This window comes from Paraburkholderia sp. (assembly GCF_035948235.1).
In the GTDB taxonomy this organism is placed as follows: Bacteria; Pseudomonadota; Gammaproteobacteria; order Burkholderiales; family Burkholderiaceae; genus Paraburkholderia.
The window spans coordinates 31,810-50,484 of the sequence record NZ_DASZJJ010000150.1; the positions used below are offsets into that span (position 1 = coordinate 31,810).

General features: G+C 64.5%; 16 protein-coding genes. 7 read left to right on the top strand and 9 right to left on the bottom strand.

Features of this window, described 5'->3' with window-relative positions:
* Window positions 1–58: 58 nt before the first annotated feature.
* The 3 genes from VG320_RS13480 to rsmD all read right to left on the bottom strand — a co-directional run bounded on the left by VG320_RS13480 (window position 59) and on the right by rsmD (window position 1,650).
* Entirely contained in the window at window positions 59–316 is a 258-nt protein-coding gene (locus tag VG320_RS13480; protein ID WP_167067368.1) for a YfhL family 4Fe-4S dicluster ferredoxin, read from the bottom strand.
* A gap of 74 nt (window positions 317–390) precedes the next feature.
* Window positions 391–891 carry a pantetheine-phosphate adenylyltransferase gene (coaD, locus tag VG320_RS13485; RefSeq protein ID WP_103702413.1) on the bottom strand — a complete coding sequence of 167 codons (501 nt, stop codon included), beginning with the start codon at window positions 889–891 and terminating at the stop codon, window positions 391–393.
* A gap of 111 nt (window positions 892–1,002) precedes the next feature.
* Complete coding sequence (gene rsmD / locus VG320_RS13490; RefSeq protein WP_327200604.1) at window positions 1,003–1,650, bottom strand: 16S rRNA (guanine(966)-N(2))-methyltransferase RsmD; 648 nt, start codon at window positions 1,648–1,650, stop codon at window positions 1,003–1,005.
* Window positions 1,651–1,925: 275 nt separating this feature from the next.
* Here rsmD and ftsY point away from each other — a divergent pair, with 275 nt between their 5' ends.
* A complete protein-coding gene (gene ftsY, locus VG320_RS13495) occupies window positions 1,926–3,071 on the top strand; it encodes a signal recognition particle-docking protein FtsY (protein WP_327200605.1) in 1,146 nt (381 codons plus the stop codon).
* A gap of 76 nt (window positions 3,072–3,147) precedes the next feature.
* Here the strand turns inward: ftsY and maiA are convergent, their stop codons facing one another.
* Together maiA and VG320_RS13505 are read right to left on the bottom strand one after the other, a co-directional pair.
* The gene (gene maiA / locus VG320_RS13500) at window positions 3,148–3,795 is read right to left on the bottom strand and encodes a maleylacetoacetate isomerase (RefSeq protein WP_327200606.1); all 648 of its coding nucleotides are present in this window, start codon (window positions 3,793–3,795) and stop codon (window positions 3,148–3,150) included.
* Between the two features lie 29 nt (window positions 3,796–3,824).
* On the bottom strand, window positions 3,825–4,523 hold the full coding sequence (locus VG320_RS13505; RefSeq protein ID WP_327200607.1) for a fumarylacetoacetate hydrolase family protein: 699 nt from the start codon (window positions 4,521–4,523) through the stop codon (window positions 3,825–3,827).
* A 285-nt stretch (window positions 4,524–4,808) separates the two neighbouring features.
* Here VG320_RS13505 and ybiB point away from each other — a divergent pair, with 285 nt between their 5' ends.
* Entirely contained in the window at window positions 4,809–5,780 is a 972-nt protein-coding gene (ybiB, locus tag VG320_RS13510; RefSeq protein ID WP_327200608.1) for a DNA-binding protein YbiB, read from the top strand.
* 584 nt (window positions 5,781–6,364) lie between these two features.
* Window positions 6,365–8,011 (top strand): 2-isopropylmalate synthase, encoded by a 1,647-nt coding sequence (leuA, locus tag VG320_RS13515; RefSeq protein WP_327200609.1) that lies wholly within the window; start codon window positions 6,365–6,367, stop codon window positions 8,009–8,011.
* A gap of 144 nt (window positions 8,012–8,155) precedes the next feature.
* Here the strand turns inward: leuA and VG320_RS13520 are convergent, their stop codons facing one another.
* Window positions 8,156–8,539: a nuclear transport factor 2 family protein gene (locus VG320_RS13520; RefSeq protein WP_327200610.1), complete on the bottom strand. Its 384-nt coding sequence runs from the start codon at window positions 8,537–8,539 to the stop codon at window positions 8,156–8,158.
* 653 nt (window positions 8,540–9,192) lie between these two features.
* Between VG320_RS13520 and rpoH the strand changes: the two genes are divergently transcribed.
* The 4 genes from rpoH to cydB all read left to right on the top strand — a co-directional run bounded on the left by rpoH (window position 9,193) and on the right by cydB (window position 13,530).
* Window positions 9,193–10,134, top strand: a complete 942-nt coding sequence (rpoH, locus tag VG320_RS13525; RefSeq protein ID WP_027815700.1) for an RNA polymerase sigma factor RpoH — start codon at window positions 9,193–9,195, stop codon at window positions 10,132–10,134.
* A gap of 346 nt (window positions 10,135–10,480) precedes the next feature.
* Window positions 10,481–10,786, top strand: coding sequence for a cytochrome oxidase putative small subunit CydP (gene cydP / locus VG320_RS13530; protein WP_327200611.1), 306 nt, complete (start codon window positions 10,481–10,483; stop codon window positions 10,784–10,786).
* Complete coding sequence (locus tag VG320_RS13535; protein WP_327200612.1) at window positions 10,776–12,362, top strand: cytochrome ubiquinol oxidase subunit I; 1,587 nt, start codon at window positions 10,776–10,778, stop codon at window positions 12,360–12,362. Before cydP ends, VG320_RS13535 begins: the two co-directional genes overlap by 11 nt.
* A gap of 31 nt (window positions 12,363–12,393) precedes the next feature.
* The gene (gene cydB, locus VG320_RS13540) at window positions 12,394–13,530 is read left to right on the top strand and encodes a cytochrome d ubiquinol oxidase subunit II (RefSeq protein WP_327200613.1); all 1,137 of its coding nucleotides are present in this window, start codon (window positions 12,394–12,396) and stop codon (window positions 13,528–13,530) included.
* Window positions 13,531–13,607: 77 nt separating this feature from the next.
* Here the strand turns inward: cydB and nagE are convergent, their stop codons facing one another.
* The 3 genes from nagE to VG320_RS13555 all read right to left on the bottom strand — a co-directional run.
* Window positions 13,608–15,344, bottom strand: coding sequence for an N-acetylglucosamine-specific PTS transporter subunit IIBC (gene nagE, locus VG320_RS13545; RefSeq protein WP_327200614.1), 1,737 nt, complete (start codon window positions 15,342–15,344; stop codon window positions 13,608–13,610).
* A 139-nt stretch (window positions 15,345–15,483) separates the two neighbouring features.
* Window positions 15,484–18,123, bottom strand: a complete 2,640-nt coding sequence (gene ptsP, locus VG320_RS13550) for a phosphoenolpyruvate--protein phosphotransferase (RefSeq protein WP_414696033.1) — start codon at window positions 18,121–18,123, stop codon at window positions 15,484–15,486.
* Between the two features lie 12 nt (window positions 18,124–18,135).
* Window positions 18,136–18,675, bottom strand: a 540-nt coding sequence (locus VG320_RS13555; protein ID WP_327200616.1) for an SIS domain-containing protein, incomplete at its 5' end; no start/stop codon positions are given.

Consider the following 18,675-nt stretch of genomic DNA (forward strand, 5'->3'; position numbering starts at 1 on the left):
GTGAGGCCATAAAAAAACGCGCCCTCGGGCGCGTTTTTCGTTTGCAGTACCGCTGCTATCAGGCGTTCTTCGCCGCCGTCAGCGTCTCGTACTTCTGCATCAGTTGCTCTTGCGATTCGAGGTGCTCGGGATTCTTCGGGATGCACTCCACCGGACACACCTGGATGCACTGCGGCTCGTCGAAATGGCCGACGCACTCCGTGCACTTGTTCGGGTCGATCACGTAGATTTCCGGGCCCATCGAGATCGCGTCGTTCGGGCACTCCGGCTCGCAGACGTCGCAATTGATGCACTCGTCGGTAATCATCAGGGCCATACTTCTCTCGCTTTTCCCTTCAAAAACAATACATTATAGCCCTGCGGTCCCGCGTCTGCCGACCCGCGAAAGCGTCAGGGCTTCGCTGCGCTGTTGAGCGCCGAAACCTTGTCCTGCAGGCGCTTTTCCACCGAAGGAAACACGAACTTGCTGACATCGCCGCCCAACTGGGCAATTTCGCGAACGATCGTGCCCGAGATGAACTGGTATTGATCCGACGGCGTCATGAACATGGTCTCGACGTCCGGCAGCAAGTAGCGGTTCATGCCCGCCATCTGAAACTCGTACTCGAAATCCGAGACCGCACGCAGGCCGCGCACTATGACGCGCGCGTTGTTGCTGCGCACAAAATCCTTTAGCAGCCCCTTGAAACTCATCACCTGCACGTTCGGATAATGACCGAGCACCTCGTGGGCAATTTCGAGCCGTTCGTCGAGCGTGAAGAACGGCTTCTTGTTGCGACTGTCGGCCACGCCGACCACCAGCGTGTCGAAAATGCTCGATGCGCGCCGCACGAGATCTTCGTGACCGCGCGTGAGCGGATCGAACGTACCGGGGTACACGGCGACTACCATGAGGCTTCTCCTCTCAACAGAAATGGGGCGCATTGCCACGCCTGGTTACGGCATGCGCGAGTGCCTGCGTGACGCCGGATGACGCCCGAGTGCTTCGTTATCGAACGCGCATTATTCCTCATTTTCGCGCTGCAGCAAATGATAGCGAACGGCCCCGGCCTTGCCCTCGCGCACCACGCTCCAGCCTGCCAGCGCGGGCTGCGTGGCCGGATCCACCGCTTCGCCGGATTCCACGTACAGCCAGCCATCGGGCGCGACGAGCGCCGCGGCCAGTTCGAGCGAGCGTGCGAGCAGCGCCTCATCGCCAAACGGCGGATCGAGAAACACCACGTCGAACGAGCCGGGCGCGAGGTTCGCGGCGAGGCGCAGCGCGTCGGCTTCGGCGATTTCGATCATGCGCGCGCCCAGGCGCGTCTGGTTGGCGCGCAATTGCGCGACCGCTTTCGCGCTGCGCTCGACCATCACGACGCGCGCGGCGCCACGCGAAGCGGCCTCGAAGCCAAGCGCGCCGCTACCTGCGAACAGATCCAGACAGCGCAGGCCGTCCAGACTCTGGCCGAGCCAGTTGAACAGCGTCTCGCGCACGCGATCGGGCGTGGGGCGCAGGCCGTCGAGGTTGAGCACCGGCAGCGGCGTGCGCTTCCAGTCGCCGCCGATGATGCGGATCGTGTGTGCACCACCGGCAGCGGATTTCGCTGCGGGTTTCGCACCGTGTGCCGGGCGGGCGCCTTGTGGGCGCGGGGAAGATGAACGGGCCATGCGGTGTGTACTGAATGAATGAGTGCGATGAGTGCGACGCGTGCATTTCGGCGCGCGTTTGCGCCTTTGCGCGAACGTTACCACAGGGCAACGCGAACACCGCAGCGCCGCTCGCGCCTTGAATGCCCGACGAGCGGCGCACGCTTCGCGAGCGCCGCTGCGACGCGCCCGGGGCCGCCTGATAAAATGCTGTGTTTTCTGAGCGTTGCCCGCATCTTCGACGTCGATGACCGTGCCTCGGTCAGACCCGCAACGCCACCCCACCACACCAGATCATGTTCAGTTTCTTCAAACGACTCCGGGGCTCGAAGGGCGCCGGGAACGACGCCGCCGACGCCGCGCAGGACGAAGCGCACGACGCCAATGAGGCGCTCGAAACGCCGCACGCGCCCGCAGCAACCGTCGAGCCGGACGCACCGGTACGCACCGCCGCGCCGCAGGCAGACGAAGCCGACACCCGTGACGAAGTCGAATTCGATACCGTCGAAATCGTCCCGCCGCCCGTCCCCGACGCGAGCGCCAAGCAGTCCTGGCTGTCGCGCCTGCGTTCGGGCCTGTCGAAAACGGGTTCGAACATCCAGAGCATCTTCGTCAACGCGAAGATCGACGACGATCTCTATGAAGAGCTCGAAACCGCGCTGCTGATGTCCGACGCCGGCGTGGACGCCACCGAATATCTGCTTGAGGCGCTGCGCCAGAAAGTGCGCGCCGAGCGCCTGACCGAAGCGCAACAGGTCAAAACCGCGCTGCGCCAGTTGCTGATCGACCTGCTCCAGCCGCTGGAGCGCTCGCTCATGCTGGGCCGCGCGCAACCGCTTGTGATGATGATCGCGGGCGTCAACGGCGCGGGCAAGACCACCAGCATCGGCAAGCTCGCCAAGCATCTGCAGAGCTTCGACCAGAGCGTACTGCTGGCCGCCGGCGACACCTTCCGCGCCGCCGCGCGCGAGCAGTTGACGATCTGGGGCGAGCGCAACAACGTGACGGTCGTGCAGCAGGAAAGCGGCGACCCGGCCGCGGTGATTTTCGACGCCGTGAACGCGGCCCGCGCACGCGGCATCAACGTGGTGATGGCCGACACCGCCGGCCGTCTGCCGACGCAGTTGCACCTGATGGACGAACTGAAGAAGGTCAAGCGCGTGATCGGCAAGGCCTTCGACGGCGCGCCGCACGAAGTGCTGCTAGTGATCGACGCCAACACGGGCCAGAACGCACTGACCCAGGTGAAGGTTTTCGACGACGCGCTGGGCCTCACGGGTCTGATCGTCACCAAGCTCGACGGCACGGCCAAGGGCGGCATTCTGGCGGCGATCGCACGTCAGCGTCCGGTGCCGGTGTATTTCATCGGCGTGGGCGAGAAGGTCGAGGATCTGCAACCGTTCGTCGCTGAGGAATTCGCGGACGCGTTGCTCGGCAACTAATCCGCATTGCTCAAAAGTAAGGGCGCCGTTCTCGCGAACGGCGCCCTTTTTACATCGATCTCACGCGAATTACAGCTTATTCCGCGTCAGGCTGCGCGCCCGGCGCCGCGCGCGCGAAGGCATCCAGTTGCGCCGCGTAGTCGCAGATGCGCTGGATCGTCGGATAGCGCATCGTGTCGATCTTGAAGCGGTTCGCGTTGAACACCTGCGGCACGAGGCACAGATCCGCAAGCGTCGGCGTGTCGCCAAAGCAGAGCTTGCCGGTACGCGGGTCGTTCGCAAGCCGCTCCTCCAGCGTCGCGAAGCCGCTTTCGATCCAGTGGCGATACCACGCGTCCTTGGCCGCCTCGTCCACGCCCAGCGTGTGCTTGAGGTACTTCAGCACGCGCAGATTGTCGAGCGGATGGATTTCGCACGCGACCTGAAGCGCCAGCGAGCGCACATGCGCGCGGTCGGCGGGCGACTTCGGCAGCAGGGGCGGCTCGGGATGTGTCTCCTCAAGGTACTCGATGATCGCGAGCGACTGCTGGATCGCGTGGTTCTCGTCGTCGATGAGCGTCGGCACGATCGCGTCGGGATTGATCTTGCGGTACTCGGGCTTCAGTTGTTCGCCGCCCTCGCGCACCAGATGCACCGGCACATACTCGTAGGGCAGATTCTTCAGATTCAGCGCGATACGCACGCGATACGACGCCGAACTGCGGAAATAGCTGTAAAGCTTCATGCTCCTCTCACGCTCCTTGCTGGGTATTTTTAGACCACGCGCACGGCAAATTCGCCCAGGCCGTCCACGCCGCCCGTCATCACGTCGCCGCGCTTCACCGCGCCTACGCCTTCCGGTGTTCCCGTGTAGATCAAATCGCCGGCCTTCAACTCGAACAGCGTCGAAAGAAACGCGATCGTGTCGGCTACCGGCCAGATCAGCTGCGAAATATCCGAGCGTTGTTTTTCTTCTCCGTTCACTTCCAGCCAGATCGCGCCCTTCGCGATCTGCCCCACCTGCGCGACCGGATGAATCGGGCCGATAGGCGCCGAGTGGTCGAAACCCTTCGCCGTGTCCCACGGGCGGCCGAGTTTCTTCGCTTCGGCCTGCAGATCGCGGCGCGTCATGTCGAGGCCGAGCGCGTAGCCGAACACATGATCAAGCGCGCTTTCGACAGGAATGTTCTTGCCGCCCTTGCCGATCGCCGCGACAAGTTCCATCTCGAAGTGCACGTTCTGCGATTGATCCGGATACGGGAAGTCGGCCGTGGCGCCGGGCGCGACGTACAGCACCGCATCGGCGGGCTTGGCGAAGAAGAATGGCGGTTCGCGGTTCGGATCGTGGCCCATCTCGCGCGCATGTGCCTCGTAATTGCGGCCAACACAGTAGATGCGGCGCACCGGGAAGCGCGCGTCGCTGCCGGCGACCGGCACGGCGGCGAGCGGCGCCGGATCGAATACGTAAGTCATCGAAATCTCCGTCTTCTTGAAGATGCCCTCACGCCCGAGACAATCACGCGAGCGGCAAGGCGTAGCGCACGAGTTTAACGCGCAGCGGCGCAAGGGCGGCAACACGGGACGGCAATGCGGATGACAGCGCATGACAAGAGCGCATCACAACGTGGACGCTGCTGCGATCGTTCCCGCCCCCACTGCGTCGGGCCGGGCCAGGCGGCTCGTGCGATACTTCCTCGATCCCCTACATCCCACATTGAACGGAGCGGCGCGCACCGCCGGCTCCGCACTAACGCCGCCATGAACGCCCCCGCTTCCACCGAATCGACCGAGATCTTCTCCTGCGCCCGCTTCATCAAGGAAATCGGCCGCGGACCGCACGGCGCACGCTCGCTGTCGTCCGAAGACACGCACGCGCTCTATGCGGCCATGCTCGACGGCCGGGTCGCTGAACTCGAACTGGGCGCGGTGCTGCTCGCTTACCGTCTCAAGGGCGAAACCGCCGAGGAACTGGCCGCGATGCTCGCCGCCGCGCACGCGTCGTTCGCGCCGCTCGTGGTGGCCGAGGGCGCGTACCGGCCGGTGTCGATTCCGAGCTACAACGGCGCGCGCAAGCAGCCCAACCTCGTACCGCTGCTCGCGCTGCTGCTCGCGCGCGAAGGCGTGCCGACGCTGGTGCACGGCGTGGTCACCGATCCGGGACGCGTGACTAGCGCCGAAATCTTCGCCGCGCTCAACCGTCCCGCCGTGCACGACCACGCGGAAATCGAGGCGCAACTGGCCGAGCGCAACGTGGCGTTCGCGCCGATCGAAACGCTCGCGCCGCAACTCGCGCGGCTGCTCTCTCTGCGCCGTCGGATGGGCGTGCGCAACTCCACGCATACGCTGGTGAAACTGCTTCAGCCGTTCGCGCAGCCGGGCCTGCGGCTCGTGAATTACACGCATCCGCCTTATCGCGACAGTCTGAGCGCACTGTTCGCCGCGCACCCGGACGCGGCGATCGGCGGCGCATTGCTCGCGCGCGGCACCGAAGGCGAAGCGGTCGCCGACACGCGCCGCCAGGTACAGGTCGACTGGCTGCACGATGGCATCTGCGAAACGCTGATCGAGCCGGAGCGTTCATCGCCCGACGCGCCCGAAGTGGATCTTCCGGAAGGCCGTGACGCGGCCACCACAGCCGCGTGGATCGAAGCGGTGCTGCGCGGCGAAGCGCCGGTACCCAACGCCATCGCGCGTCAGATCGAGACGATCAAGCGCATCGCGAAGCGCTAGCCGCGAGGCCAGAAATAGCCCGCCCATTTCGCCGAAAGCCGCGCGGGGCGGGCCGCGCGCGCCGATACGCAAAATCACATCGGCGCGCTTCGTCGGCCATCTTCAGGCATTTTCGCGCGGGCAATCTGCAAATTCCCTGTTGACACGCGCAAGTGCCCTGATTTACATTGGACGAATGCGTTCCTTCCCGAACACCCTCCGCATTGCCCACGGCCTACTATCGGCCCTATCGCTACGCCTAGCCTAAAGCTGGTGTAGCGCCGCAACGACCACCTCTCCGGTCACCGCGGTCCTCCCAAAGCAGTTCTCGCAGTACCCCAAATCCGCTGTATCTCTACAACCTGTCGTCTGCATTCGTCCGCTTATCGTTCGGACGAGTCGCGAGGTCAAAATGCACGTTGCATGGGCATCGTTCACGTCCGCTTTCGCCGCGCCGGCTACCGCCGTCACCGTGGCCGTCTTCTTCGCGTCCGAGGTTGCCGCCCGTACGCGTGAAGTTTCGCGCATCGTGCTCCGTCGTCAGCCTGCCAGCCGCCCGCTGCCGACCGCCATCGCAAACGACACCATGAAGAACGAGGCTCGTCATGTTGCGTAATCCCGCCGAGAAGTACCGCCCCTTCCCCGCCATCCGCTTGAACGGCCGCAAATGGCCGACGCGCACCGTCGAGCGCGCGCCGATCTGGATGAGCACCGACCTGCGCGACGGCAACCAGTCGCTGATCGAGCCGATGAGCATCGAGCAGAAGACCGAGTTTTTCGAGATGCTCGTCGCGATCGGCTTCAAGGAAATCGAAGTTGGCTTTCCGTCCGCTTCGCAGACCGACTTCGACTTCGTGCGCAAGCTGATCGAAGAAAAGCGCATTCCCGACGATGTCACCATCGAAGTGCTCGTCCAGTCGCGTGAAGAACTGATCGCGCGCACCTTCGAGGCGCTTGAAGGCGTGCCGCGCGCCATCGTCCACCTCTACAACGCGATCTGCCCGTCATTCCGCAAGATCGTGTTCGGCCAATCGAAGGACGAAGTAAAGGCGCTCGCGGTCGAAGGTACACGCATCATCCGCGAACACGCTGACAAAAACCCGCAAACGCACTGGATCTACCAGTACTCGCCCGAAACTTTCAGCATGACCGAACTGACTTTCGCGCGCGAAGTCTGCGACGCCGTGGCTCAGACGTGGCGCCCCACTCGCGATCACAAAATGATCGTGAATCTCCCGGCGACCGTCGAAGCGGCAATGCCCAACGTCTACGCCGACCAGATCGAGTGGATGGACCGCAACCTCGCGTATCGCGACAGCATCGTGCTTTCGGTGCATCCGCATAACGACCGCGGCACCGCCGTGGCCGCCGCCGAAATGGCGTTGCTTGCAGGCGCGGATCGCATCGAAGGCTGCCTGTTCGGCAACGGCGAGCGCACCGGCAACGTCGATCTCGTCACGCTCGCGATGAACCTCTACACCCAGGGCATCGATCCGGGCCTCGACTTTTCCGATATCGACGCCGTGCGCCGCATGGTCGAGCGCTGCAACCAGCTCCCCGTGCATCCGCGTCACCCGTATGCGGGCGATCTCGTGTTCACCGCGTTCTCCGGCTCGCACCAGGACGCGATCCGCAAGGGCCTCGCCGTGCAACAGCCGGACGCCGTGTGGGAAGTGCCGTATCTGCCGATCGATCCCGCCGATCTCGGCCGCAGCTACGACGCGGTGATCCGCGTGAACAGCCAGTCGGGCAAGGGCGGCGCGACCTATCTGCTCGAACGCGGCATGGGCTTCACGCCGCCGCGCCGCGTTCAGATCGAGTTCAGCCACGCCGTGCAGACGGTGACGGACACCTCCGGCGAGGAAATCACCGGCGAGGCGATCTGCGCGCTGTTCGCGAGCGAGTACTTCGAAACGCAGGGTCCGGCTGAGCAGATTGGCGCAGGCCGCGTGCGCTTCGAGGGCCGCGACGTAGCCATGCCTGCAGCCGCCGACATCGACGAAACGCATGCGCAAGCGGTGGCGACAGCACTTGCCGCAACGGCGGACGAAAGTATCGAGATCACGTCGTTTGAGACCGCGCGCACGGCGCAAGGCGGCACGGCCGTGTTTGTCGGCGCCCGTGTGGGCGGCCAGGCGCTGCGCCACGGCGTAGGCGTCGCGGACGATGCCGCTGCGGCAGTCGTCGCGGCCGTGGTTAGCGCGGTCAATCGCGCGGCGTGGACGCAGATCGATCGCCGTGTAGCGGCCTGATCGACGTCAGATCCGCTCGCAGGTTTGAAGTAGCAGGAAAGGCAGTAAAGGAGGCGGCGCCGTTGAGCGCCGGCGGCATAACGGGCCGCTGGCGTGCGCCCGATCCGCTTAACTGGCGGGATCGGCGAGTGGACTTACCGGTCATCACTCGATTGCGCAACGCGTCGCCTGCCACGCAACCAGACGCCAGTGGCCATCCTCCTGGGTCTGGATTGCCGTGTAGGCAATGGGATAGAGCAGCGCGCCGCTGTTCGCTTCCATTTCGATCAGCGCGCGGCCCGAGATCAGGCAGGTCTCGCGGCCGACGGGCAACACGTCCTGCGACTGGATCTCGATCTGGCGGTAGCGGCGGCGCCCCGCCGTGATTGCATCGATAAACTGCTGCTTGGTCTCGCGCTTGCCGTTCGTGTGCACGAACGTGGCGCTATCGGAAAGAAGCTGGTCCAGCGACGAACCGTCGCCGTCCACCATCGCGCGGAACCGCTCTCGCTCCAGCCCGCGAATCGCATCGATTACTTTTGCCGCCATTGCTCAAGCTCCCTTGCGCGCGAGTTCGCGTCATCCCGCCGACTCGCACCGAAGATTTACCGCACGCGCCTCGCTGAAATCTATACCAGGAATTCGCGCAAGGATACTTGCGATCAAAGCGAGCGCCCCCATATCCGTACGCGAGCGCACACGCGCAGGATGAAAGCGCGCCTGAATGTCGCGGTCTCGCACTTTCAGACAGCTCCGATGTCTATTCAATACACTTCGATGTAAAAAATCGGGCCTGATTTAAGTCGCGGCCTTAATTCCCGCGTCTTTAAGTCTCGCGCTTTTAAGTCCCGCGCCTTTAAGTCCAGATTAAGACCGCATTGCTACGATAAGCACCGTGGCAATCATCACTTCAAAGTGCAGCTATTCCAGCCCTTTTTCTTCATCGCTTCCCTGCAGGAAGCGGCCTCGCTCTAGAGTATTTCTTCGGCCTGCCGGTGTGTGCAGGCCCGTCCCGGGCGCAAGCCCCGCCCAGCTTGCCTGCTGGGATTTCGCCGAAACCTATTGAAACAAATTTTCGATAGGATGAACGGAACCATGAAGCCCCTACAGACTCCAAGTATTAGCACTCACTGTTTCAGAGTGCTAACATCCACCGTGGAGTCGCAGTCTGACTTTTGCAAGATTCCTGAGGAGTTCGCTACGTGAGCAACGCAATGACCATGACCCTTCCGAATACGCTTAGCCCGTCGTCGGCCAAGGCCGGGGGTTCGGGTGTACTGGCGCTCGCGAACGCTTCCATGCTGCCCGGCCAACTGGGCAACATCGACGCCTACATTCAGGCCGTGAACCGGATCCCGATGTTGACGCCGCAAGAGGAGCGCCAGTTCGCGACCGAGTTCCGCGAGCAAAACAATCTTGAAGGCGCGCGCCGCCTGGTGCTGTCGCACCTGCGTCTCGTCGTCTCGATTGCGCGCAATTACCTGGGCTACGGCCTGCCGCATGCCGACCTGATCCAGGAAGGCAACATCGGCCTGATGAAGGCCGTGAAGCGCTTCGACCCGGAGCAGAACGTACGTCTCGTGTCGTACGCCATGCACTGGATCAAGGCCGAAATCCACGAATACATCCTGCGCAACTGGCGCATGGTGAAGGTCGCGACGACCAAGGCGCAGCGCAAGCTGTTCTTCAACCTGCGCAGCCACAAGCAGGGCCTGCAGTCGTTCACGCCCGAAGAGATCGAAGGCCTCGCGCAGGAACTGAACGTCAAGCGCGAAGAAGTCGTCGAGATGGAAACGCGTCTGTCGGGTGCCGACATCGCGCTCGAAAGCCAGAACGACGACGGTGAAGAATCGTTCGCGCCGATCGCCTGGCTGGCCGACTCGCATAACGAGCCGAGCGCCGTGCTGGCCGCGCGTTCGCGCGACCGTCTGCAATCCGACGGCATCGCCAGCGCGCTCGAAGCGCTCGACGCGCGCAGCCGCCGCATTATCGAGGCGCGCTGGCTGAACGTCGCCGACGACGGATCGGGCGGCTCGACGCTGCACGAACTGGCCGACGAATTCGGCGTGTCCGCCGAGCGCATCCGCCAGATCGAAGCAAGCGCGATGAAGAAGATGCGCACCGCGCTGGCCGAATATGCCTGATGCGCGCCTGACGCACTGACGGCTTCAAGCGTCACCGCAAAGCCCCGCTCCCACCGAGCGGGGCTTTTTCTTTTGGGCACTGCACATCGCGTACACCTCGCGTACATTCTCGCGCCGCCGATTCCCGTTCCCTCATAAGATATTTTCAGGATGATGCCGCCCTTAGCGCCACGGCGCGCCACGCTTCCTGACATTCCAGCAGTCAATCTGACCTATAACATTAGGGTCGCGAGACTTTTAGTCGCGCCGACATCATAAAAAGACAGGGAGAGGCGGGCACGCGCAATCTGACGCAAGCAGAGGCGCAGCCCCGGAAACAGGACACAGCAAGGAGTCACCCGTCGCCATGCTTTCCACCTCCGGCCAGCCCCGACGCGCCTACGCCCTGCCCGGCGCGCGCATCCTTCGATGGGCGCGCGGTCCCACGTTCGCCCGCGACATCACGCTAGTCCTCGCCTTCAAGCTCGTGCTGCTGATGGCGCTGAAATACGCGTTCTTCAGTCACCCGCAAGCCGAAAACATGTCGATGCGGCCCGCCGACGTCGCCCAGGCCATCCTGTCCGTGCCCGCCGCGACCAGGACTACGACTGCGAACAAGAGCGGGACCGCAACCGCGCCGAACGCTGAACAAGGGGACCACCATGCCCATTAGCGAAACCGTCGATCTTTCGCGCCTGCAATTCGGCGTGACTGCGCTCTACCATTTCCTGTTCGTGCCGCTCACGCTCGGGCTGTCGTGGCTGCTCGTCATCATGGAATCGGTCTACGTGATGACCGGCAAGCAGATCTACAAGGACATGACACAGTTCTGGGGCAAGCTCTTCGCGATCAACTTCGTGATGGGCGTCACCACAGGCCTGACCATGGAGTTCCAGTTCGGCACCAACTGGTCCTACTACTCGCACTATGTGGGGGATATCTTCGGCGTGCCGCTCGCCGTGGAGGGGCTGGCCGCCTTCTTCCTCGAATCGACCTTCGTAGGCCTGTTCTTCTTCGGCTGGAACCGCATGACGAAGGGCGGTCATCTGATCACCACGTTCTTCGTCGCGCTCGGCTCGAATCTGTCGGCGCTGTGGATTCTGATCGCCAATGGCTGGATGCAGAACCCCGTGGGCGCTTCGTTCAACTACGAAACCATGCGCATGGAACTGACGAGCCTGTTCCAGGTGATCTTCAATCCCGTCGCACAGGTCAAGTTCGTGCATACGGTGTCAGCGGGCTATGTCACGGCGTCGATGTTCGTGCTCGGCATTTCCTCGTGGTATTTGCTGCGCCGCCGCGACACTGAATTCGCGCTGCGCTCGTTCGCCATCGCCGCGGGCTTTGGCCTCGCCTCCACGCTCTGCGTGATCGTGCTGGGCGACGAATCGGGCTATCGCACGGGCGAAGTGCAGCAGATCAAGCTCGCCGCGATCGAAGCCGAATGGGACACTGCCCCCGCTCCCGCACCCTTCACGCTGTTCGGCATTCCTAACCAGCAGGAAGAGCGCACCGACTACGCGATCCGCATTCCCTATCTCATGGGCATCATCGCGACGCGTTCGATCGACGAGCCGGTGATCGGCCTGCGCGATCTGATGGGCCGCGCCGAAGTGCGCATCCAGAACGGCATGCTCGCCTACGCCGCGCTGCAGAAAATGAAACAAGGCGATGCCGATAACGACACGCGCGCAGTCTTCGAAGCGCACAAGGCCGATCTGGGCTACGGCCTGCTGGTGAAACAGTTCGCGCCCAACGTGGTCGATGCGACGCCCGAGCAGATCAAGACCGCCGCGAAACATTCGATTCCGCCCGTCGCGCCCGTGTTCTGGTCGTTCCGCGTGATGGTGGGCCTGGGGATGCTGTTCCTGCTCACCTTCGTGCTGGCGTTCTGGTTCTGCGCGCAGCGCTCGCTGCTCAAGGAAAACCGCCGCTGGTTCCTCACCTGGGTGGTGTGGGCGATCCCGCTGCCGTGGCTCGCCGCCGAATTCGGCTGGGTGGTTGCCGAAGTGGGCCGCCAGCCGTGGACCATCGCCGAGGTGCTGCCGACGCATCTGTCCGCGTCGAGCCTCCAGCCCGGCGATGTCTGGCTGAGTCTGGCCGGTTTCGTGGTGTTCTACACGGCGCTCTTCATCATCGAAATCACGCTGATGTTCAAGTACGCGCGCCTGGGGCCTTCCGCGCTGCATACGGGCCGCTACTTCCACGAGCAGGCGGCGACGGTGTCGAGCGACAACCGCGTCGCGTAACGCACGCCAACGCCAAACAAGGAACCACACCATGGACTACGCAACGCTCAAAGTGATCTGGTGGGTGCTGATCGGCGTGCTTCTGATCGGCTTTTCACTCACCGACGGCTTCGACATGGGCGCGGCCGTGCTGCTGCCCTTCATCGGCAAGACCGATGCCGAACGCCGTATCGTCATCAACACGGTCGGTGCGACGTGGGAAGGCAATCAGGTCTGGCTCATCACGGCGGGCGGCGCGATGTTCGCCGCCTGGCCGCTCGTCTATGCGGCGTCGTTCTCGGGCTTTTACTTCGCGATGCTGCTGGTGCTGTTCGCGCTGTTTTTCCGGCCCGTGGGCTTCGACTATCGCGGCAAGCGCGACAACCCGAAATGGCGCAGCGCATGGGACTGGGCGCTCTTTATCGGCGGCTTTGTGCCCGCGCTGGTGTTTGGCGTGGCGTTCGGCAATCTGCTGCAGGGCGTGCCGTTCCAGTACGACACCGACCTGCGCGTGACTTACTACGGCAGCTTCTGGGCGCTGCTCAATCCGTTCGCGCTGATCTGCGGCCTCGTGAGCCTCACGATGCTCACCGCGCACGGCGCGGCATTCGTGAAGATGAAAAGCGATGGCGTCGTGGCCGCGCGCGCGTCGAAGGCGCTGCGCATCATGTCAGGCATCGCGGTTCTGCTGTTCGTCGTGGCGGGCGCGTTGGTGGCGACGCTGATCGGCGGCTTTGCGATCACCAACCCCGCGCCCTACGACACCGTCGCCAATCCGCTGCTCAAGAGCGTCGAGCCCGGCACGGGGCTATGGATCAGCAACTACGTGACTTATCCGTGGATGGCGATCGCGCCGATTGCAGGCATCGTGGGCGGCGTGATCGCTTTCGCGCTGGCCGGGTCGCGGCTGGAAAAGACGGCGTTTCTGGCCACCTCGCTGCTCATCATCGGCGTGATTCTGACGGCGGGATTTTCGATGTTTCCGTTCATCATGCCGTCCTCGCTCGATCCGCGTTCGAGCCTCACCGTGTGGGACGCCACCTCCAGCAAGATGACGCTCGAAATCATGCTGGTCGCCGTCATCATCTTTCTGCCGATCGTGCTCGCCTACACAACGTGGGCGTATCGCATCATGCGCGGCAAGGTGACGATCGAAGCTGTCGAGGACAAACGCAATTCGCTGTACTGAGCGCTGCGGATCGCGGACACAAAAAAACCGGCGCCAGGCGCCGGTTTTTTCTTGAGGGGTGAACGCTCAGGCCGATTTCAGGCCGATTGGAGCGAGAGTTCGTCGGCGTAACGTTGCGCCGCGTGGCCCACGACGATGTGCAGCGTATCGGTCGCGACCCACACCACATCCAGCGTGCCGAGTTGCGCACGATCGACCACCGACGGATCGCGCACGATCACGCGCAGGCGCGTGGCCGCGACCGCGTCGAGCGAGACGACGTTCGCCGCACCGCCCAGCACCGACAGCCAGCGCGAAGGATCGGGATCGAGCGGACCGGCTTCGCTTGCCGCAGGCGCAACAGCAGGCGCCGTCACAGCCGCAACCGGCGCTGCCGCAGCCGCCGACGCCGCAGCCGGACGACCGCTGGCGATCTCGCGACGGATTTCGTCGGCGATGATGTCGGCTTCCGGCCCGATGATGACCTGCACGCTTTCACCGCCGCGCTTGAGCACGCCGCGCGCGCCAATCGCCTTGAGCGCCGGTTCCGAAACACGCGCGGGGTCCGCCACGTTCAGACGCAGACGCGTCGTGCAGGCATCGACCACCTTGAGGTTAGCCGCGCCGCCGAGCGCATCGATATAGCGCGCCGCGCGCGACGCCGATGCACCACCGGCCACCGCCACGCCCGACATCGACGCAGCGATTTCCGTGTCGCCCGCCGATGCTTCACGGCCCGGCGTCGGCAGATTGAAGCGGCGGATAAAGAAGCGGAACAGCCCGTAGTACACGACCGCGTAGACAAGGCCGAGCGGAATCGCTTCCCAGCCGTGCGTCGACAGCCCGTAGTTCAGGAAGTAGTCGATCGCGCCCGCCGAGAACGTAAAGCCAAGCTTGATGTTCAGCAGCGAACAGATCGCCAGCGACAGCCCCGTCAGCACCGCATGGATGCCGTACAGCACCGGCGCGAGGAACATGAAGGTGAACTCGATCGGCTCTGTCACGCCCGTGAGGAACGAGGTGAGCGCCATCGACAGCAGCAGGCCGCCGACCATCGCACGCTTTTCCTTCGGCGCTTCATGCAGCATCGCCAGACACGCGGCCGGCAGACCGAACATCATCACCGGGAAGAAGCCGGCCATGAAGCCGCCCGCCGTCGGGTCGCCCGCGAAGAAGCGGTGCAGGTCGCCCGTCACCGGTGCGCCGCCTGCCGGCGTGAAGGTGCCGAACACGAACCAGACGAGCGAATTGAGGATGTGATGCAAGCCCGTCACGAGCAGCAGACGGTTCAGCAGCCCATAAACGAAAGTGCCGATCGCGCCCGCCGTGGTGAGCCAGTGGCCGGCCGAATCGATCACGGCCTGCACGGGTCCCCAGGCATAACCAAATATCACCCCGAGCAACAAACACACGAGCCCGGTAATGATCGGCACGAAACGTTTACCGCCGAAGAACGCCAGGAACTCGGGTAGCTTGATGTCCTTGAAGCGGTTGTACAGCATGCCCGCAACCACCCCGGCCACCACGCCCGACAGCACGCCCATATTGAGCTTGTCGTTGATGTCCTTCATCACGGCGATTTCGACCAGATAGCCGAGTGCGCCCGCGAGCGCCGCCACGCCGTTATTGTCCTTCGCGAAACCCACGGCAATGCCGATCGCGAACAGCAGCGGAAGGTTGTCGAAGATCGCGCCGCCCGCATCGGCGATGATCTTGATGTTGAGCATGTCGCTCTGGCCGAAGCGCAGCAGGATGCCCGCAACGGGCAGCACTGCGATCGGGAGCATCAGCGCGCGGCCGAGGCTCTGTATCTTGAGAAACGGATTGCCATCCATTGAACTGCCTCCAGTCCCTGTCTCTTGCGTGACGTATTGAGGTGAGAGAAGCCGGCGCGCGATCGCTGCGCGCGCCGGTGTGTTGACGACGTTTTATTCAGGATATTTAACGATCAGACATGCCGATCGAGGGTGAAACTCAATCGAGCGGCCAGTGCGCGCGGCTTGCGGCGCGCACTGCCTGGGCCGATTCAAGCGCGAGAATGTCGAATACGCGTTCGCGGCACTGGTTGTAGTCGAGATTGCGCACGCGCGCCTTGATCGACGGCACGGAAACCGGATCGACCGACAATTCCGTAATCCCCAGCCCAACCAGCAGCGGCACCGCGAGCGGATCGCCCGCCAGCGCTCCGCACACGCCCACCCATTTGCCGTGCTTGCTCGCACCTTCAACCGCCACGGCGATCAGGCGCAGCACGGCCGGATGCAGGCCATCGGCCTGCGCTGCCAGGTCGGGCTGGCAGCGGTCCATTGCGAGCGTGTACTGCGTCAGATCGTTGGTGCCCACCGAGAGGAAATCGGCGTGACGCGCGAGCTGGTCGGCCAGCAGCGCGGCGGACGGCACTTCGATCATCACGCCTACTTCCACACGGCCCGTGCGGCCTGCTTCCTTCGCGAACATATCGATGCGCTCGCGCAGGCGGATCAGTTCGCCCACGTCGGTGACCATCGGCAACAGGATGCGGATCGCGCCCAGCGGTTCGACCGCAAGCAGACCGCGCAACTGATCGTCGAGCAGATCGGGGCGCACTTGCGCCAGGCGAATGCCGCGCAGACCCAGCGCGGGATTCGGCTCCGGCGGCAGCGTGAGGTAATCGACTTCCTTGTCCGCGCCCACGTCGAGCGTGCGGATGATCGCCGTGCGGCCCTCCAGTGCCTGCGCAATCGCCTGATAGCTCTGGCGATGCTCGTCGACCGTCGGCGCTGCCTGGCGGTGGATGAACATCAGCTCCGTGCGCAAGAGACCCACGGCGTCCGCGCCGTTGTCGACTGCGGTGCGCGCATCGTCGAGCGTCGCAATGTTCGCGGCGACTTCGATCGCGTGGCCGTCACGCGTGGCGGCGGCTTGCTGCGAGGTCAGACGGTTCGCTTCGCGCACGCCCGCGAGGCGCTGCTTTTCGGCGCGCGCGCGTTCGATGTCCTGGGCGGTCGGCGCGAAGGCCAGACGCCCCGCGCCTGCGTCCACTACGACTTCGGTGCCTTCGGCGATCTTGTGCAGCGAGTCGCCAAGCGCGACGATCGCCGGAATGCCCGCCTGACGCGCGATGATCGCCGCGTGCGAGGTTGCACCGCCGCGCGCCATCACGAGCGCGGTGACGCGCTTGCGGTCGAGCGTTGCAAGGTCGGAAGGCGTGAATTCGTCGGCGGCCAGCACCGCTTCGTCGGGCAGTTCGCGCGACGCGGCGTTCGTGGCGCCACTCGTGAGCGAGAGCGCGCGCAGCACACGCTTTTCGAGATCCCGCAGATCGGCGGCACGCTCCGCGAGCAGCGGATCGTCCACCTTGCCGAGCACGACGATCTGCGCGCGGATCGACTCGCGCCACGCAAAACCCGCGCTCTTGCCGAGGCTGATGAGGTCACGCGCCGCGTCGATCAGCGTAGGGTCTTCCAGCAGCACGCGATGCATCTGGAAGATGCCCGCTTCGCCGATCGCGCCACGCTGCGACGCCGCACGCACGGAGGTGTCGAGTTCCGCGTCTACGGCCGCGACCGCCTTGTCGAGCAGACGGCTTTCCGCCGCCGACGGGCCGCTCGCGAGTTCAGCCGGCACGAGTTCCGCGTCGTCCCAGCGCACCAGCTTACCGAGCGCTACGCCCGGCGCCGCACACACGCCCATGAGCGTGCCCGGCGCTGCGCTTGCAGCGTTTGCGGCAACAGGTGCGATTGAAGGAGCCGCAGCCGGTGCCGGCGAAAGCTGCCGGGCAGGCGCTTCGCCGCCTTCGCCAGGCGCTGCGCGCAGCAGTTCATTGGCGACCGCATCGACGGCCTTCTGCGCCTCGCGGCCCATGCCGACCAGTTCGATCGTCGCGCCTTCGCCCGCGCCCAGACCCAGCAGTCCGACCACGCTTTCGATCGCCGCCTTGCGCTCGCCGAAGCGCACTTCGACGCGCGCTTCGATGCCGCGCACCGCTTCGCGCGCCCGCGCGGCGGGCCGCGCATGCAGACCGCCCGCGTGCGTGAGCGTCACGCTGCGGCGCACTTCGTCCATCACCAGATTCGCGCTGCCGGCCGCGCCCACCGTGTGGCCCGCGCCTTCGCGCGCGCGCAGCACCAGCAGCGGCGTTTTGCCCGCTTCCACATGGCCCGCGCCTGCGCGCTGGATCACTTCGAACGCATCGGAGTTCGCCACCGCGATCACCGAAACGAGGCTCGGCGCCTCGCACGCCACCACATCGAGATCGAATTCGATCAGCAGGTCGCCGCGACGCACCTGCGCGCCCTGCTCGACCTTGGGCGAAAAGCCCTTGCCGCCCAGCTCGACCGTGTCGATGCCGATATGCACGAGCACCTGCGCGCCTTCGGCAGTCTCAAGCGTCACGGCGTGGCCAGTGCGCGCGAGGTGCATGACCTTGCCGTCGCACGGCGACAGCAGCTTGCCCGCGAGCGGATCGATGCCGATGCCGTCGCCGAACAGGCCTTCCGAAAACACCGGATCGGGCACCGCTGCGAGCGGCACGACCGGGCCGGTGAGCGGCGCGACCAGCGCGATGTTGCCGCGGGTGTCCTGGTCGGCGGAATTTTCCGGGTTCATCAGGCGAGACTCCTGGATGCGTTCCATCAGCTTTCCAATCTAGTGGGTTTCGGTGACTTTGTTCAGGTAGCGCGGCTCGTCGGGATTGCGGCCGCGCGCGGCGGCGAGACCCGCCGCCATCACGTAGAACGAAAGAATCGCGGCGATCGGATCGAGTGCCGCATCGGCGGTTTCGACCAGCGGCAACGTGGCGCCTTCGACTCCAGCTGGTGCGGCGAGCAGCACGCGCGCACCGCGCTTTTGCATATCGCGCGCCAGCTCGACGAGACCGGCCTGCTCAGGGCCGCGCGGTGCGAACACCAGCAGCGGATAGTCGTGGCCGATCAGTTCCATCGGGCCGTGCCGCACTTCCGCGCTCGAAAACGCTTCGGCCTGGATGCCCGAGGTTTCCTTGAGCTTGAGCGCCGCTTCCTGGGCGATTGCCAGACCCGCGCCGCGGCCGATCACGATCATCTGCTTGACGTCGCGCAATTCGTCGACGGCTTTCGACCAGTCGAGCGCGCCCGCGCGATCGAGCGCATCGGGCAACGCGCGCACGGCGGCCAGAAACGCGGCGTCGCGCTGCCAGAAGGCCACCAG

Bases quoted from the DNA above. Each gene is read 5' to 3' on its own strand.
- VG320_RS13480 (WP_167067368.1), bottom strand. From the start codon at position 316: ATGGCCCTGATGATTACCGACGAGTGCATCAATTGCGACGTCTGCGAG.
- coaD (WP_103702413.1), bottom strand. From the start codon at position 891: ATGGTAGTCGCCGTGTACCCCGGTACGTTCGATCCGCTCACGCGCGGT.
- rsmD (WP_327200604.1), bottom strand. From the start codon at position 1,650: ATGGCCCGTTCATCTTCCCCGCGCCCACAAGGCGCCCGCCCGGCACAC.
- ftsY (WP_327200605.1), top strand. From the start codon at position 1,926: ATGTTCAGTTTCTTCAAACGACTCCGGGGCTCGAAGGGCGCCGGGAAC.
- maiA (WP_327200606.1), bottom strand. From the start codon at position 3,795: ATGAAGCTTTACAGCTATTTCCGCAGTTCGGCGTCGTATCGCGTGCGT.
- VG320_RS13505 (WP_327200607.1), bottom strand. From the start codon at position 4,523: ATGACTTACGTATTCGATCCGGCGCCGCTCGCCGCCGTGCCGGTCGCC.
- ybiB (WP_327200608.1), top strand. From the start codon at position 4,809: ATGAACGCCCCCGCTTCCACCGAATCGACCGAGATCTTCTCCTGCGCC.
- leuA (WP_327200609.1), top strand. From the start codon at position 6,365: ATGTTGCGTAATCCCGCCGAGAAGTACCGCCCCTTCCCCGCCATCCGC.
- VG320_RS13520 (WP_327200610.1), bottom strand. From the start codon at position 8,539: ATGGCGGCAAAAGTAATCGATGCGATTCGCGGGCTGGAGCGAGAGCGG.
- cydP (WP_327200611.1), top strand. From the start codon at position 10,481: ATGCTTTCCACCTCCGGCCAGCCCCGACGCGCCTACGCCCTGCCCGGC.
- VG320_RS13535 (WP_327200612.1), top strand. From the start codon at position 10,776: ATGCCCATTAGCGAAACCGTCGATCTTTCGCGCCTGCAATTCGGCGTG.
- cydB (WP_327200613.1), top strand. From the start codon at position 12,394: ATGGACTACGCAACGCTCAAAGTGATCTGGTGGGTGCTGATCGGCGTG.
- nagE (WP_327200614.1), bottom strand. From the start codon at position 15,344: ATGGATGGCAATCCGTTTCTCAAGATACAGAGCCTCGGCCGCGCGCTG.
- ptsP (WP_414696033.1), bottom strand. From the start codon at position 18,123: ATGGAACGCATCCAGGAGTCTCGCCTGATGAACCCGGAAAATTCCGCC.